We start from the raw sequence: 17,564 nt of genomic DNA, 5'->3' as shown, positions 1-17,564 counted from the left end.
TTGACATGAAAATTAATAACATAAAAAATTGTTTGTTGGCAGGAGTTTCTTGTTTACTGTTGGCTACCTCATGTGATGTAGATCCGACATTCTATTCGCAAGTTGTGCCTGATACTTATTATACAAACTCCGATGCCGTTTGGTCACGATTCAATCGTCCGTTTACTCACTGGCGCTGGTGGGTAGCCCATAACGATACACGTATTCGTTTAACTGAATTAGGAACAGACGAAATGTGCGTTCCTACGAGAGGTAATGACTGGTTTGACGGTGCCGTTTATCAGAACTTGCATCATCATCATTTTACAGATGACTTGTCACCGATTAAAGATGGCTGGGACCTGATTACTATGGGAGCAGCCCAGGCTTGGAGTGCAAAGGAAGACCTGGAACTTGTTGACTTCGAAAAGGTTGGTTTGACAGAAGAAGACAGAACCTCCATGTTAAATCAGCTGAATGTATTGGTAGCTTGTTTCTACTTAGACGGACTTGACATGTTCGGAGGTATGCCACTATACACATCAACGAAAGAAGACGTGAAAGGCCGTTCAACTGATGTGGAAACATTCAACTATGTTGACTCTTTGCTTAATGTCTCTCTTCCCAACTTGCCAGTAAAAACTGTCCTGGGAGAACAAGAGACAAACATTATCCATCAGGCTGTTGCAGCTGCCTTGAAAGTACGTCTATACTTCAATGCAGAAGCATTCATCGGTAAACCCATGTATGAGGAGACTGCTCAATTATGCCAGGATATCATTGATGGTAAATATGGAGAATATGCATTAGCCAACAACTTCACTGAAATTTTTGGTTGGGGCAACGAGACATGCCCGGAAATCATCTGGACAGTTCCGAGTGAAAATGCAAAAGGTGAAACTGATGGTGGTCTGACTGCTTTTACTTTACCTTATAACTTCTATCAGTACTTAGGTGGTCTGCAGGATGCTGGTGGAAATAATGGTTTATGCTTGAACCCAAGCCGTGATCCGGAAGGTAATTTGTATAATTTCAAAGTAGGTAATCCGTATGAAACATTCAACGACAAAGACCTTCGTAAACAACTATATGTTTATGAAGGAGGTAAAAAATATCGTGGAATGTTCATTGTCGGAAGGCTTCAGAATCCAGACTTCCCCAACTATCAATGCTTAGGAGGTCGTGAATACAAAGGAGAAGTACTGAATGTAGTTGACCAGATAGCTCCTCTAAGCCGCTTGGGTGTTGATTACAACAGCTATGCAGAAATGCCTTCTACTATTGCTGATGCAGAAGAGAACTCAGGTGTACGTGTTTTGAAATTCAGCCCGCTGCCTAACCAAGACGAATACAAAGAACGTTTCAATCCAGACTGTCCTTTCATTCGTTTAGCTGAAATCTATTACACACTAGCTGAATGCAAAATGCGTTTAGGTGACAAACAAGGTGCTGCTGATATCATCAACTCTATTCGTAAACGTAACTTTGAAGACGGTAATGATCCGGATCCTGTAACAGCTGCTAATTTGGATAAATACCGTATGTTGAAAGAATGGATGCAGGAATTCATCCGTGAAGGTCGCCGTCGTACCGACTTAATCCGCTGGGGTGCTTATGTTACTGAAGACTGGTGGGATCATAAAGCTACTAACGATACGAAGTACAATCGTTATCCGCTTCACTACTCAAGCATCAGTGCGAACCCATTATTGGAACAAAATCCTGGTTATTAATTTATAGCCAACAAAGGATATTATAGAGAAGAGGGCTTAAAAACCCTCTTCTTTTATTATATAAACAGGTAATTGAAAATATTCTATTTTGATTTAAACATATGAATTGGAAACAGACTTTATTCTGGGTGATTATTGCCGCGTTGATTTACTACTTTTTCCTTGCTTTCGGTGTATTTCTCTTTCAACAGCAAGAAGAGAGCCAGCTGTTTGTTCCTGCCTGGTGGAATATCCGGGAACAATTATGCCAGCCCGGAGGTTTTTGTGCCGTTGTCGGACAGTTTGTTATCCAATATTATCGGATGCCTCTTTTGGCCATTACTATTCAAATGTTACTGCTGGTAGGATGTGGGCTTAGTCTCTACCGCCTGCTACAGCATATCAAACCGTCCGGTTATCATTTGCTGCTAGCATTTTTCCCTCTCCTTCTGCTGCTCAAGATGAGTATCCGCAGTAACTACCTCATCGACGGAACCATCGGCCTGTTCCTCATGCATCTGGCATTTCTTCCCTTAACCCGTATTAATCGACAAAAGATAATTACTTTATACGGTATTGTTTCAACAGTACTGCTATTTATATTTACCGGATTACTGTCTGTCTGCTATGCTGTTATCTATACGCTACTGACAGCTTTCATCTACCCAACATTCAAACAGAAGCTACAAGGGTTATGGAGCCTGATTCCGGCCACCCTGTTCTTATTGTGCTACCAATCTTTCCATATACCGGTTTCTTTACTAGAAGGCTTTAAACCCGAAGAATATCTGGAAATTCAACTTCTTCCACATTATTTCCTATACTATGTCTGGTTGCAATATTCTCTACTCATCATAGGCGTTTTAGCTATTTCTGGTCTGTTCGCCACCTTTCCAACCCGACATAAGGGCGTAAAAATATTCCTTTCAGGCTGTTGCTTAATAGTTACACTTCTATTTGGCAAATATTGTATGCCGGACCAGCTTGACATACAAAACCGGATGACAGATGAATTGTCATACTTAGCCCGGGAGAAGCAATGGGATACCATCATCAACCGCTATAAAGGAAGACCTATACAAGATTACATCAGTTTGAATTACCTGAATATGTCCTTGGCTCAAAAAGGAGAACTGGCAGAGAACATGTTCGCTTTCGACCAAAAAGGAGCCAAGAGTCTGGTTGCCCCGTGGAACCAGAGCCTCTATATGGACAAACTTCTTTGTGACGTCCATTTTATGATTGGCGATTTGGCACTGGCTGAAAGTTATGCCATGGACGGATTTACACAGTCAAAACGAAAAGGAAATGCCCGCATGATGCAGCGGTTGGTACAAATCAGTTTGCTTCGGGGCGACAAACAACTGGCCAGGAAATACCTCAGCCTGCTGCAGGAAATGCCATTTTATAAAGACTGGGCACAACAATATACGGTTTATCTGCGACATCCGGAGAAAATGCAGGAAGAATCCGAATTATGCTATAAAGGAATTCCTCGACAGAAACAGGATTTACTGTTATCGCTGATGACAACGGATTCATTATGGGATTCATACCAGGTTTCCAACCGCATCGGATGGGAATATAAAGGCTGTTACTATCTCCTGGACAAGCAACTGGAAAAATTCCGTCAATACATTACGACTACGAATTATCCACAAAATCAGTCCTGGCCACGGCATTTCCAGGAAGCCTGGCTGATTCTGGAAGATGCCGACAGCACTTTAACTGGGCAGATTCCGGTTCAACCGAATATCCGGAAGGCTTATCAGCAACTGAAGCAAAACATGAACAGTCGCTCTCAGAATCAGGACATTCAGTCCATCTACCGGGAATTCGGACAAACCTATTGGTTCTATTATTATTTCAAACAATTCAAAAAACAGAAATAATCATGAAGCTCTACTCTTTTATCAGCATACTCTTAGTCGGTCTGGTACAAACGGCCTGCGATCTGAAAATACCTGATCAGGCTCAGCCCGGAGACATCCAGCTTTTTCCCGATTATGAATCGGTTACCATTCCCGTAAACATAGCGCCGCTGAACTTCCGCTTTCTGGCCGACGATACGAAGGGAATAACACTGTTGAAAACTTCCAACAAAGAGTTGAAAGTAGAAGCAGACAAGGGAGTTTTCAACATACCTGCATCAGACTGGAAAGACCTGCTACAAGATGCACAAGGAAAAGAAATTCAAGTAATCGTCTATTTCACAGATAAGACAAACACCTGGAAAAGAAAGGATTTCCCCATATACGTATCATCAGATTCTATTGATGCCTACCTGACTTATCGCCGTATTTTCCCAGGTTATCGGATGTGGAATGAGATGGGGATTTATCAACGATGTGTTGAAAACTTTGTTGAAAAACCTGTTATTACCAACCAGTATACCAATAACAGTTGCCTGAACTGCCATTCGTTCTGTCAGCAGAACGGAGATAAGTGGTCATTCCACCAACGGGCATATTACAACGGAACATACCTGATCGAAAAGGATCAGATAAAGAAAATCACCTTAGAGAAGAACGGACAAGCCGCAGCCTTCGTTTATCCATACTGGCATCCAAGCGGAAAGTATATTGCTTTTTCAACCAACGAGACCCATCAGGATTTTCACTTCTCCGATCCAAATCGGATTGAAGTTTATGACGAAAGTTCTGATATCCTCATCTATGACTTGGAAAAAGAAATAGCCTACAGCACACCCTGGCTGAATTCGTCCCGTCATTTTGAGACTTTCCCGACTTTTACACCTGATGGGAAAGCTCTGATTTACTGTTCAGCCGATTCAGTTGCTATGCCAGATCAATACAGGGATGTAAAATACAACTTATTAAAAGTCTCGTTTAATCCGGAAAACGGAGAAATTGGAAGCGAAATCGATACCTTATATAATGCCCGGAAAGAAGGACGAAGCATCAAATTCCCCCGGATTTCTCCCGACGGAAAATACCTGCTCTATACCATTTCTGATTATGGAAACTTCTCCATCTGGCATAAAGACGCGGATTTACGCCTGCTTCATTTAGACACATTCGAAACCGACAGTCTCAAGGCAGTCAACAGTCCGGACGTTGAGAGCTATCATTCCTGGAGCAGCAACGGGCATTGGTTCGTATTTTCCAGCCGCCGCCTGGACGGCTTGTTTACACGCCCGTTCGTCGCCCATATCGACAGCGACGGAAAAGCCAGCAAGCCATTTCTCCTGCCACAAGAATCACCGGCCTATTACGATAATTCCCTGTTTTCATTCAACATACCGGAATTTTCCAAAACGCCCATCCGCCTGTCACAGAAAGAACTGGTACAAGCATCCAAGGAAATGGAAGCAAAAGTCATTCCGTTTGTCTGTCCAGCTGAATGATTATACAGAACAAATAACAGGAATCGGAAAGATATTGTATCCGATTCCTGTTTCCTTTAGAATTTTTCAATCAATATATGAGGAAATTCTCTGATTAAAACACTACATTTGCGCCGCATAAATAGTTTGTAAAATAAAAACATGGATAAAGTTAGCTACGCACTTGGATTAAGCATTGGGAATAATTTCCTGAACTCAGGTATCAAGAATCTGCAGGTTGAAGACTTCGTAAAAGGTTTAACGGATGTATTGAACGAAAAACAGCCGGACATCACTTATGACGAGGCAAAAGAAGTCATCAATGAATTCTTTATCAAACTGCAGAAAGAGAAGATGGAAATCAACAAAAAAGCAGGAGAAGAATTCTTACACATAAACAAAGGAAGAGCGGGTGTAGTAGAATTACCCAGCGGACTTCAGTATCAGGTGCTGAAACAAGGCAACGGAGCCAAGCCGAAAGCAACCGATAAAGTAAAATGCCACTATCATGGAACATTGATCAACGGTACTGTATTCGACAGTTCTGTTCAACGCGGACAACCGGCTGTATTTGGTGTTAACCAGGTTATCCCGGGTTGGGTAGAGGCCTTGCAGTTAATGCCGGTAGGTTCAAAATGGCGTCTGTTCATTCCGTCTAATCTGGCCTACGGAGAACAGGGAGCCGGCGAAATGATTGAACCGAACAGCACACTGATCTTTGATGTTGAGTTGCTGGACATCGTTAAGTAATAATAAATTCATAACATAGATACAAAATGAAAAAAGTAAATGTTTTGGCTGCAGCATCTGCAGTCGTATTGGGTCTTGCTGCTACCTCTTGCGATTCAAAGCAGAATGTCAGCTTGAGCAATGATGTAGATAGCGTCAGCTATGCAATTGGTGTCAGCACTGGTGCTGGTTACAAAGAAAATCTGAAGACATTACCGGGTGGTGAAGCCAATGTGGATGCACTGATCGCCGGCTTTGTAGAAGCAATCAAAGGTGATTCAACCAAAATGACTCCGGAAAAAGCACGCGAATACATGCAAACATACTTTGTTCAGGCATCTGCTAAAGAAGCAAAGAAGAACAAAGAAGAAGGTGAAAAATTCCTGGCTGAAAATAAAACAAAGAGCGGCGTAATCACTACAGAAAGTGGTTTGCAATATCAGGTTATCACAGAAGGTACGGGAGCAAAACCGACAGAAAAAGACCGTGTAAAAGTTCATTATACGGGAACTTTGCTGGATGGAACCAAGTTCGACAGCTCTGTTGATCGTGGCGAACCGGCAGAATTTGGTGTTAACCAGGTTATCAAAGGCTGGACAGAAGGTTTGCAATTGATGCCTGTTGGTTCTAAATATATCTTCTGGATTCCTTCTGAACTGGCTTACGGAGAACGTGCTGCTGGTCCGGATATCAAGCCGAACAGCGTTCTGAAGTTCGAAGTTGAATTGCTGGAAATCGTAAAATAAATCCTCCATATCGTATCCGAATTAATAGAGAATACGACACTTATAGCAGAAAAGCGGAGAAAAGCATGTTGTAAAGCATCTTTTCCCCGCTTTCGCATTATTTAGTGACTTTTTTCTTTCAAAATGATTATTTTTCCAAATAAAATACATATTTTTGATACGGTAAAAACATGCTTGAATATATTAATCATTTCAGTATATGGAAAAAATAGACAAACTAGATCATCAGATCCTGAATATTATTTCAAAGAACGCCCGTATTCCGTTTAAGGATGTGGCAGAAGAATGCGGTGTATCGCGTGCTGCCATCCATCAACGTGTACAACGCCTGATTGATATGAACGTCATTGTTGGTTCTGGGTATCACATCAATCCTAAAATCTTGGGATATAACACATGTACCTATATTGGAGTAAAGCTCGAAAGAGGCTCCATGTATAAAGATGTTGTGCCAGAATTGGAAAAAATTCCGGAAGTAGTTGAATGCCATTTTACCACAGGTCCGTATACCATGCTGGTTAAATTGTACGCCCGCGACAATGAGCACCTGATGGAACTGCTGAACTCAAAGATTCAGGAAATCCCGGGTGTAACAGCTACCGAGACATTGATTTCTTTGCGTCAGAACATCAAACGAGAAATACCAATCTGCAAAAATATCGATGAATAAGATTTAAGTAGATGCAATTTATTTGCTTCTGCGTGATGAACTCCAAGCACACAAAAGCTCAAAGAGAATAATACTGCAAGGGTTCTCTTTGAGCTTTTGTGTGCCTTTTTATTATAAGTACTCAACGATTGTATGAAATACTGGTTGCTATTTTTATGTCTGTTCGCCGCCGTTCCCTCATGGAGTGAAAATACTTATTACCGGTTTCGTGTCTATCTGAAAGACAAGGGGAATCAGACCTGTAACACCGATCATCCGGAAGCGTTTCTTTCTGAAGCGGCTATTCTTCGCAGGGAACAACAGCAAATACCTGTCTCCTATTCAGATTTACCTATCTCCAACTCGTATAAAGAACAATTAGCCAACTGCGGATGTGCGCTTATCACGGAAAGCCGCTGGCTGTCGACTGTAGTAGTTGAATATCCGGACAGTAGTCTGGTTGAGAAGCTGAAACGACTGGCATTTGTCGACTCTGTCTGCTGGGTATGGAAAGGAAAGCATATTCCCTTACAGGAATCTGATCATACAGAAACTTTACACATAGATAAGAAAACTCTCCGCAACCGGTATGGCTATGCGCAAAAGCAGATCCGGATGATGAAAGGAGATAAACTCCATAAACGGGGATTCAAAGGTAAAGGGATGCGTATCGCCGTGATTGATGCCGGATTTACAGATGTAAACCGCATTGATGCTTTTGCTTCTACCCATATTGAAGGGACACGTAACATTGTATATCCGGGGAAAACAGTCTATGCCAGCGACGCACATGGAACGAAAGTATTGTCGTGCCTGGCAGCTAATTTACCGGGGATTATGACGGGCACAGCTCCTGAAGCAACCTATTGGCTGATCAAGAGTGAAGACTCCAATGGAGAATCACCGATTGAACAGGATTACTGGGCTGCTGCCGTGGAATATGCCGACAGTGTCGGGGCTTATATCATCAGTTCTTCTTTAGGTTATTTCGACTTTGATGAACCGGCTACCGACTATACGCACGAAGACCTGACTGGCCGGAAGGCATTTATCTCTCAAGCGGCACAGATGGCGGCAGAAAAAGGGCTCTTGGTATTTACCAGTGCCGGCAATGAGGGAAATACCCGATGGGAAAAGATTACCGTTCCGGCTGACACGCCGGATATTTTGACCGTCGGAGCTGTAACTGAAAAACAGAAAAGAAGTGATTTCAGTTCCATGGGTCCTACTGCCAACGGGCGAATCAAACCTGACGTCGCAGCTATGGGCACAAACTGTTGTGTCATTGAACCGGGAGGTTTCATCCGTCAAGCCAACGGGACTTCTTTTTCTACCCCTATCTTAGCCGGATTAGGAGCCTGCTTGTGGCAGGCACTGCCTCAACTGAATGCGGCCGAAATACGGGTATTGATCAGGCAATATGCTTCGCAGGCCAAGCAACCGGATAACGAATTAGGCTATGGCGTGCCGAATATGTATAAATCCTATAAAGCGGGATTAAAAGATGGAAGCAAACGGAGATGATAAAACGATATTTACCTTGTCTGAACTGACCGGAGCGGTCCGGGATACGTTAGAAGCTACTTTTCCGGAGGCTTACTGGGTCCGTGCCGAGACGAGTGATGTGCGCGTCAATGCCGCCTCGGGGCATTGTTATCTGGAATTTGTAGAAAAGAACCCGAAAACCAACCAGCTGGTGGCGAAGGCCCGCGGTTCCATCTGGGCAAAGGTATTCCGAATGCTGAAGCCTTACTTTGAGATGGAAACCGGACAGACTTTCACATCGGGACTGAAGGTACTGGTAAAAGTAACCATCGAGTTCCACGAATTATACGGATTCAGCCTGAATGTGGTTGACATTGATCCGACATACACGATCGGAGACATGGCCCGTAAGCGGCAGGAAATTATCCGTCAGCTACAGGCCGAAGGTATCTTCACGCTCAACAAAGAACTTCCATTTCCGGATTTTCCTACCCGGATTGCCGTCATCACCTCACCGACGGCGGCCGGATACGAGGATTTTCTGAATCAGCTGTTGCACAACCAGGCCGGTTATCCCTTTTATCCCAAACTTTTCCCAGCACTGATGCAAGGCGAGAAAACGGAAGAATCGGTCATTTCGGCCCTCGAACGTATTGATGCCTGCCGGGAATTTTTCGATGTTGTCGTCATTATTCGAGGTGGTGGTGCGACTTCCGATCTGAACAGCTTCGATTCGTATTTACTGGCAGCCCATTGTGCCCAGTTTCCGTTACCGATTATTACCGGAATAGGCCACGAGCGGGATGACACGATCGTGGACTTAGTGGCACATACCCGACTGAAGACACCGACGGCAGTCGCCGCTTTCCTGATTCATTGTCTTGACCTCCAGGCAGCCACCTTAAGCGATTTGGAAGAACGGTTCACGCAGGAAGTCAGAAGCTGGCTCAAAGAAGAATCTTATACCTTGCAGCAGATCGGAACCCGATTCCCTATGTTAGTGAAGAACCGGTTGGAAAAGAATCTGTCCGGATTGCAGGTTCTGGCCGCCCAGTTACCCGGTATTATCCAACGTTCCGTCAACCGGGAAGAATCAGGTATGGAACAGCTGAAACAACGCATACGAGTAGCAACAGACAGCCGTTTCACCCGGGAATTCCGTTTCCTGGAGCTAAAAGAGCAATTCATCCGTATGGCTTCGCCGGAATATATCCTGCAACGGGGTTACAGCCTTACACTGCAACAAGGTAAGATTATCAAGACGGTGAAGGATGTTCAGACCAACGAGCCGCTCACCACCCGTTTCATGGATGGAGAAGTTGTTTCAGACGTTCAGCAAATTATAGAGAAAGAATCATAAAACAAGCATACAACAGAAATATGGCAAAGAAAGCAGAATCATACAATGAAGCCATCGAGAAGTTACGTCGTATCGTGGCAGACATCGAACGTGGGGATTTGGATGTGGATCTCCTGCTCGATAATGTAAAAGAGGCAACCCGACTGATCAAGCTCTGCAAGGATAAACTGTATAAAGTAGACGAGGAAGTAAAGAAAGTATTGGAGGAACTGGAATCATGAAGCGATATGTCATCATCGTAGCCGGTGGAAAAGGCTTGCGCATGGGCGGTGATCTGCCCAAACAGTTTATTCCCATGGCGGGAAAACCCATACTGATGCATACGGTTGAAAAGTTCTGGCGGTGGGACAACCAGATGAACATCATCCTTGTTCTCCCGACAGATCATCAGGCTTACTGGAAGATGCTCTGTAAGGAAATCGGCTGTAAGGCTCCTCATCGGATTGTCAACGGGGGCGAGACCCGTTTTCATTCTGTACAGAACGGACTGAATGCAATTCGGGAAGAGATAGAAGCTTCCGGCGAAAAAGCCCTGATCGCTGTACACGACGGCGTACGCCCGTTTGTATCTCCGGAAGTAATCGCTGCCTGCTTTGCCAAAGCTGAAGAAACAGGAGCGGTTGTTCCGGCCCTGCCGATGATTGATTCGCTCCGCATGAAGCAGGCCGACGGGAGCAGTTGCCCGGTCGACCGTTCACGGTATTATGCCGTTCATACACCGCAGGTATTTGCCTCCGACATCCTGATTCGTGCCTATCAGCAGCCATATACAGATACATTTACCGACGATGCCTCGGTGGTTGAAGCTGCCGGATTCCAGGTGGCTATGGTTTTATCGAACCGGGAAAATATAAAGATTACTACTCCGTTCGATCTGACAGTGGCCCGCGCTTTGTTCCAGGAATAAATTTCCGATACCCAAGTCGCTTGAAGTCATTTCAGATCCAACGGGAAACGAAAACGATTCTCCCGAGAATCCGACAGGAAACTCACGAGAATCGTTTTCCATTTTCTATGTCCTTCTTTTCTAGTGCTGATTACGCATCAGCGCATATTCGAATAAAGCTTCTCCGGTCTTTCCTTCATAATATAATCCGGGACGGGCCACTCGGTCCCATTGTACCAGATCGGCATTTTGGACTTGCTGCTTAATCTGTGTCCAGCTCTTTCCGTCCAGACTGTAAAAGAAGGCATATTGGCAACCGGCCTTTACCTGCAAACGCAGATAAACCGGCTTTTCACCTCTTTCCGGTATGGGAAGAACTACCGGAGCTGCCAGTGGAGTCTCTTTTCCTTCCTTTCGCAAGCAAAGCTCCAGTTGATTATTCCGGCAGACCAACGACAGCAGATTCCGATCATCCCCATACATGGTTATTCCCTTACGGGCATCATTCTGGTTTAAGACAACAGTCTCGAATGTATAATCGGCTGCTACCGGACGCAAGCATAAGGCAGTACCGGCCTCAGCCCCGGCCTTCAGTTCTCCGCTCAAAGACAGGCGGCCGCCAAACAACTGGATGCGGGGTGTGGCAAACGGATAGTTCCAGGTCCATTCCACACGCAAGCGGTCTGAAGTAAAATCATCGTAGAAGTCGGGAACCGGTTGCTGCACATGCCCGGCCAACGGCAGCGGGTGTGTCTTCGAAGCCGTTTCTCCTTCCTTGAAATGCAACCAGGCATCATCACCCAACACCAGTTCTTGCAGAATCGGCTGTCGTCCCATAAAGAAATTTTCCCCGGGGAAATAAGCATGACAAAGATAATACATCCGTCCGTCGGACGTTGTGGTTACCGTTCCATGTCCGCATGACTGTATTTCGTCTCCACCATGTAAAATCGGGTTTCCTTCATATTTCTCATACGGTCCCTGCAATGATCTGGAACGCGCCACCGAGACGGCATAATCGCTCTTCGGGCCACAACAACCATTCACCGAATAGATCAGATAATAATAATCGCCTAATTTCAGCCAGTGCTGTCCTTCCATCCCGCGCCGTTCATCATCTTTCAGCAAGGTAAAAGGTTCACCTTCCAGTCTCAGTCCATCGGCCGAGAGTCGGCACCCCAACAGCTCAATCGGACGGTCATCCAATCCATAAGCCTTCCAGGAAATATACAGTTGCCCTTCATCCTCCAGGATAAAGGCATCAATGGCTTCTGTTCCGTATTCAACAACAACGCCCCGATCGGTATAAGGTCCGGACGGCTTGTCGGAAGTAGCCACACCAATATAAGAAACCCCATCCGATTTCCGGCGGGCCGTATAATATACATAATACGTTCCCCGGTGATAGAATAACTCAGGTGCCCAGAATGACGATTTCGTCCAAGCCGGCTGTTCATAGAACAAATGCCCCACCTGCCGCCAATTTACCAGATCATACGATTGAAACAAAGGATAAAACGGTGCCCATTCAGAAGATGTACCGGCTGCATAATACACATCGCCGGCCCGAATAATCGTAGGATCGGCCACATCGCCCGGTATCACCGGGTTGGAATAAGTAACAGGAGACTGGGCAGACAAAGAGAAACAAGCCAGCCCGGTGCAGAAAGATAAGATCAGTCTTTTCATGTCTAATAGATTTGAGAATGGATATAAACAAAAAAATCACTCACGAAAAACTCGTAAGTGATTCACTGAATTATGTGGTCCCACTTGGGCTTGAACCAAGGACTCCCTGATTATGAGTCAGGTGCTCTGACCAACTGAGCTATAGGACCAGTCTTTCAAAGAACATGTGTTCTGAAATCGGGTGCAATATTACGACTTATTCTCGACATACGCAAATATTGCACCCACAATTTTATGAACAACCAGTTGATAACTCAGTTTATTTCTACTTCTCGGCAGATTCTGATCCGGCGAACTCCATCAGATAAGCCTTGATGAAACCGTCGATCTTACCATCCATCACACCGGTAACATCCGATGTCTGGTAGTTGGTACGATGGTCTTTTACCCGACGGTCGTCGAATACATAACTGCGGATCTGTGAGCCCCATTCGATCTTCTTCTTTCCGGCCTCTACCTTTTCCTGTTCAGCCATCCGGTGTTTCAGTTCCTTATCATACAAGATAGAACGCAACTGGCGCATAGCATTTTCACGGTTTTTCGGCTGGTCTCGGGTTTCCGTATTCTCAATCAGGATTTCTTCTTCCTCGCCTGTGTACGGATCTTTGAACTGATAACGCAAGCGAACTCCTGATTCTACCTTATTCACATTCTGACCTCCGGCACCACCCGAACGGAACGTATCCCACGAAATAGCGGCCTGATCGATCTTCACCTCGATAGAATCATCTACCAAGGGCGTAACGAACACGGATGCAAATGAAGTCATACGTTTTCCCTGAGCATTATACGGCGAAACGCGTACCAGACGATGTACACCGTTCTCGCTCTTCAGATATCCATACGCATAATCGCCTTCGATATTCAGTGTAGCGGTCTTGATTCCAGCCTCATCCCCATCCTGGTAGTTGGCAATAAAGACTTTATATCCGTTGGCTTCGGCCCAGCGTGTGTACATACGGTACAACATGGAAGCCCAGTCCTGGCTTTCCGTTCCGCCGGCACCTGAATTGATCTTCAGCACACAGCTCATCTGGTCGGCCTCATCCCGAAGCATGTTACGGAATTCCAGATTTTCGATCAGCTCGACCGCCTTGGCATAGTTGGCATCCAGCTCTTCTTCCGAGACGATTCCTTCTTTCACATATTCGTAGGCCAGCTGCACTTCATCCGTCGCAGCCTTCACCTCATTATACAGTTCGATCCATTTCTTCAGGTCTTTCACCTTCTTCATCTGGACTTCTGCCCGTTTGGCATCTTCCCAGAAAGCCGGATCCTGTGTACGTAATTCTTCTTCTTCTAATTGAATGGTCTTACCATCAATGTCAAAGATACCCCCTCAGCGCCTTCTCGCGCTCCAACACGTCATGTAGTTGGTCTGATGTAATCATAAATAAATAGAATTGTTTAATAATTAGAGGTGCAAAGATACAAATTTCCCGGGATAATTCCAGCATCATGCCAACAGGCTCGCATGGTATTTGCTATTAAGAGGAGACGATCAGACTTAATGGACAACAGACAAATGCTACGTTTCCTGCCCTTCCTTACAGTCAGAAACAAAAAATCCCTGCCGCCCAAACGAACGACAGGGATTCATCTTTTTGAGATTCTATGTTTACTCTTCGCAGGGTTACTAATAGAACATAAACTTTATATTACACTATTATTAATACTAATGCCACTTGTTCTCCTTCGCAGGGTACTTGCCTTGATTAAATCAGGCACGTGACTATTAACTTAAAAAATATCTTTTGATAGATTGCGATGGGAGAAGTCCCACCGCAATTTTATAAACTGTCAATTGTTAATCTTCAATTGTCAATTATTTAACAACAACTTTGAAGCTTTCGCCGTCAACTGATACAACTACGATACCAGCCGGAGTAGCGATCTGAGCGTTGTCTGAAGAAACTACTTCGTTAGCAACAACCTTACCAAGGATAGTTGATACGATTACGTTCTTGCCTTCAGCACCCTTAACAACTACTGCACCGTTTGTACCAGCTACTACTACGTTACCAGCAGCGATTGTTTCGTTAGCTGTAGGAGCAGAAGTTTTTTCTACATACACTTTAACAGCATTGGTCGTTGTACCATTAGAGAAAGTCAACTTACCATTAATGCTTGTTAAGTATTCGCCATTTTGACGGATCCAGTATAAGTTATCTTCATCTTCAGCCAAGATGATCTGATATTTGAACTTATCCAAACCACCTTGTACTTTCTTATTATTATCAGCCTTGTCAGCTACCAAAGTCTTAACGCCCTTGATTTCAGTTGACAAAGTATCATTCTTAGCACCACTTAATGTAGCATTCTTGAAGATAACTTTGTTTACTTCTTCATCCCACTGATATTTCTTATCATAAGAACCTTCAGCTACATAATAGTTAACTGAATCAGACGGGTTGAACATAAACATTCTTGAACCATCTTCGTTCCAACCTGTTGTGATATAGAATGAAGGAATATTCTTTTCAGTATCTGTTGCAATCACACGGATAGTAGCAGGATCAGTAGAAGCCATGATACCATCACGATCTTCGTTCATTGTGATGTAGTTACCCAGATCACTCTTAATTGTTACATAGCTTTCTGTTGCAGCCAAAGAAGTTTCAGGAGCCTCGATGTTTAAATATGTTTTAACGTAGTTAGCACCTACAGCTTCAGTAAGTTTTCCAAACTTAATAGCTTTCTTTGCATAATATTCAACAAACGATTTGCCTGATGTATTACCTGTTCCTTTCCAATCCTCTACTGCTATGAAGTCTTCATGAGCATAATTATTTGTTGTCAAAACAGAAACAGAACCATCAACATTATCCTTGATAATAAACTTATCACCTGTTGTAGCTAATTCATATTTAGAACTGTTCCAATCTAAGAATAAGTCTTTTGCTACTCCATCTTGATATGCCTGCATTTCGTAAGTGTAATAGGCAATTGTATCACCTTTACTCTGATATTTGATTACATCACCTACTTTGTAGGCATACGGATTAGTTATAATTACAGAATCAACAGATTTAACTAACTTAAACTGTATTGCATCTGCTAATTTATTACTTACTTCTAAAGTATTTGTTTCATTTCCTGTCGTTGCATCCAATGTTCTTGTTACATACAACTTATTAGAAGTTGGAGTAACATCACGAGCAAACAACATTGTTACTTCAGTACCATCAGCAACATTCCAAGTACCAGCAAACTTATCAGTTGTAACTTGCTTTAATTCAACAACACTTGCATGCAAATTTTTTGTAGAAGAAGCTGCAATAATATCACCATCATTATTTACATTCAGATCGTAGTAATTTGTAGCAGCATCCAATGCCATTGTATAAGAGCCATCACTCTCTTTATACAATTTAGTAGTGAAACTTATATTCTTGTTTGCACGGTTAGTAAATTTAATTGTATTATCTGCTGTCTTAACATCCGAGATAATCCACTGAGCTTCTGGCATATTTGTATCAACAAATGCAGCGCCTTTAGCATAAATATCAGAATTTGAATCATCTTGATCATATGCTGTAGCGTATAAATACTTACCTTCAGCATCTCCAGCTGCGAACTGAATTGTGTAGACGGCTTTTGCACTTTCATTCAAGAAATCTGTAGCTTTAGCTGTATTCGTTTCTTTATACACGAAGTAGTAGTTAGGATCATCAGAAAGGATTGTTGTCAAGTATTTTTCTGTATGATCATCACCCGTCTTCGGTGTTACAGCAAAGCGAACTGTTTTTGCAGCATCAGTCTGTTCGTCAGAATCTGCTTTTTCATTGAAGCGGAATTTAGCCAAGCTCAAATCATAATTACCATCACTGTTTCTCAACACTTTGAAACAAGCATTGTAAACAGAGATATCTTCTCCTTGTGACTTACGGCTATCTTCTGTACCAACATAATTATTCAAATCCTTACCTGAAACAGTAGTCAATTGGAAACCTTTACCAGTCTTTCTATCTGCAGCTAAGTTGATATCATTTAAAGAAGGAGATGCTGCGATAAATGTACAATTCATCAATTCATCGTAAGATGGATCTTTTGTATCCATTCCTGCAGGTGTTTCTGTAACGAAATATGTACCTTTAGGAAATGCAAAACCAGATTCGCCTGTTTTATCTCCAGTAAGTTCAATAGCTTTAATCCGAACACCTTCCTTATCAAAGATATTATCTACCTTATCTTCACCTGTGATGCCGAAGTTGAAACCGATTGAGTTATATAATTGATTCAGTTCATCGCCCATTTCTACATCTTCATATGAATAGAAAGAAAATGCTGAAGATTTCACATTATTCCATCTTTCTAATCTAGCAGGAGAAGTGTATACCGCTAAATGAGTATAGCTGCTACTTGAGCCATACTGAAAACCATCATAAATATTAGCACTTGTTGTAGTAACGTTCTTATACTGCGCATTACCATCAAAAATAAAGAAGTATGCTTTATCGTCCAAGTCATCATTATCGCTATAATCAACATCAACAGTTCCATCATTATTAAAGATCAACTGTTTACTTGTAGCTTTATTAGTTAATTTATAGCCATATTTAACTGGGCTTTCTCCAACTCCAGTTAATTTAACTTCTTCAACTTTCCATAAATAGTTTTTGTAATCATTTTCGCCGAAGTCAGAATCAGTTATTTTTTTTACAACTTGTTGAACCAAATTAGGACTTCCGGCAATTTCTTCAAAGCCATAGACATATTTGACACCATCAATAGTATTTACTAAGTAATATTCATTGCCATTCTTAAAATCAGCAGCAATATCACTTCCTATAGGTAAATTTTCAGCTTCAAGGACAGAGAATAAACCTCCAGCCAATAAGAAGCCACCTAGCAAAGTAGAAAACTTTTTGTTCATAATAATAAAATTAATTGTTAATAAATAGATTAATAGACTTTTCCAACAACTAATTTTACGAAGCTCTGAACAAACCCGGCTTTGGTTATATCGTTTATGTAAGGACA

At 43.0% G+C, this 17,564-nt stretch carries 13 protein-coding genes and 1 tRNA gene; 10 read left to right on the top strand and 4 right to left on the bottom strand.

The annotated features are described in order from the left end of the window. The first annotated feature begins 5 nt into the window (after nt 1-5). The 10 genes from NEE14_RS13405 to NEE14_RS13360 all read left to right on the top strand — a co-directional run bounded on the left by NEE14_RS13405 (nt 6) and on the right by NEE14_RS13360 (nt 10,913). A complete protein-coding gene (locus tag NEE14_RS13405) occupies nt 6-1,712 on the top strand; it encodes a RagB/SusD family nutrient uptake outer membrane protein (protein ID WP_251966927.1) in 1,707 nt (568 codons plus the stop codon). Between the two features lie 101 nt (nt 1,713-1,813). Then, the gene (locus tag NEE14_RS13400; protein ID WP_251966928.1) at nt 1,814-3,583 is read left to right on the top strand and encodes a DUF6057 family protein; all 1,770 of its coding nucleotides are present in this window, start codon (nt 1,814-1,816) and stop codon (nt 3,581-3,583) included. 2 nt (nt 3,584-3,585) lie between these two features. After that, the gene (locus NEE14_RS13395; protein ID WP_251966929.1) at nt 3,586-5,058 is read left to right on the top strand and encodes a TolB family protein; all 1,473 of its coding nucleotides are present in this window, start codon (nt 3,586-3,588) and stop codon (nt 5,056-5,058) included. Between the two features lie 141 nt (nt 5,059-5,199). Next, the gene (locus NEE14_RS13390; RefSeq protein WP_251966930.1) at nt 5,200-5,787 is read left to right on the top strand and encodes an FKBP-type peptidyl-prolyl cis-trans isomerase; all 588 of its coding nucleotides are present in this window, start codon (nt 5,200-5,202) and stop codon (nt 5,785-5,787) included. A gap of 26 nt (nt 5,788-5,813) precedes the next feature. Continuing rightward, nucleotides 5,814-6,512, top strand: coding sequence for an FKBP-type peptidyl-prolyl cis-trans isomerase (locus NEE14_RS13385; protein WP_251966931.1), 699 nt, complete (start codon nt 5,814-5,816; stop codon nt 6,510-6,512). A 199-nt stretch (nt 6,513-6,711) separates the two neighbouring features. Continuing rightward, a complete protein-coding gene (locus NEE14_RS13380) occupies nt 6,712-7,182 on the top strand; it encodes an Lrp/AsnC family transcriptional regulator (protein WP_251966932.1) in 471 nt (156 codons plus the stop codon). A 132-nt stretch (nt 7,183-7,314) separates the two neighbouring features. Further along, nucleotides 7,315-8,685, top strand: a complete 1,371-nt coding sequence (locus tag NEE14_RS13375) for a S8 family peptidase (RefSeq protein WP_251966933.1) — start codon at nt 7,315-7,317, stop codon at nt 8,683-8,685. After that, complete coding sequence (gene xseA / locus NEE14_RS13370; protein WP_251966934.1) at nt 8,666-10,006, top strand: exodeoxyribonuclease VII large subunit; 1,341 nt, start codon at nt 8,666-8,668, stop codon at nt 10,004-10,006. The genes NEE14_RS13375 and xseA overlap by 20 nt, the downstream gene beginning before the upstream one ends. A gap of 20 nt (nt 10,007-10,026) precedes the next feature. After that, entirely contained in the window at nt 10,027-10,227 is a 201-nt protein-coding gene (gene xseB, locus NEE14_RS13365; RefSeq protein ID WP_251966935.1) for an exodeoxyribonuclease VII small subunit, read from the top strand. After that, on the top strand, nt 10,224-10,913 hold the full coding sequence (locus NEE14_RS13360) for a 2-C-methyl-D-erythritol 4-phosphate cytidylyltransferase (protein WP_251966936.1): 690 nt from the start codon (nt 10,224-10,226) through the stop codon (nt 10,911-10,913). The genes xseB and NEE14_RS13360 overlap by 4 nt, the downstream gene beginning before the upstream one ends. Nucleotides 10,914-11,033: 120 nt before the next feature. Here NEE14_RS13360 and NEE14_RS13355 read toward each other — a convergent pair whose 3' ends face one another. The 4 genes from NEE14_RS13355 to NEE14_RS13340 all read right to left on the bottom strand — a co-directional run bounded on the left by NEE14_RS13355 (nt 11,034) and on the right by NEE14_RS13340 (nt 17,457). Then, the gene (locus NEE14_RS13355) at nt 11,034-12,581 is read right to left on the bottom strand and encodes a family 43 glycosylhydrolase (RefSeq protein ID WP_251966937.1); all 1,548 of its coding nucleotides are present in this window, start codon (nt 12,579-12,581) and stop codon (nt 11,034-11,036) included. A 75-nt stretch (nt 12,582-12,656) separates the two neighbouring features. Next, nucleotides 12,657-12,730 (bottom strand) — tRNA-Ile (locus NEE14_RS13350). 116 nt (nt 12,731-12,846) lie between these two features. Beyond that, a protein-coding gene (prfB, locus tag NEE14_RS13345) for a peptide chain release factor 2 (protein WP_251966938.1) occupies nt 12,847-13,972 on the bottom strand; the annotation gives its coding sequence in 2 pieces (ribosomal slippage) (nt 12,847-13,908 and nt 13,910-13,972; 1,125 coding nt in all). Between the two features lie 434 nt (nt 13,973-14,406). Beyond that, nucleotides 14,407-17,457 (bottom strand): DUF6383 domain-containing protein, encoded by a 3,051-nt coding sequence (locus NEE14_RS13340; protein WP_251966939.1) that lies wholly within the window; start codon nt 17,455-17,457, stop codon nt 14,407-14,409. Nucleotides 17,458-17,564 lie beyond the last annotated feature (107 nt).

Source organism: Parabacteroides sp. AD58, assembly GCF_023744375.2.
Lineage (GTDB): Bacteria > Bacteroidota > Bacteroidia > Bacteroidales > Tannerellaceae > Parabacteroides > Parabacteroides absconsus.
Note: the sequence above shows the minus strand (reverse complement) of the source record. Positions and strands in the feature narration are given on the sequence as shown.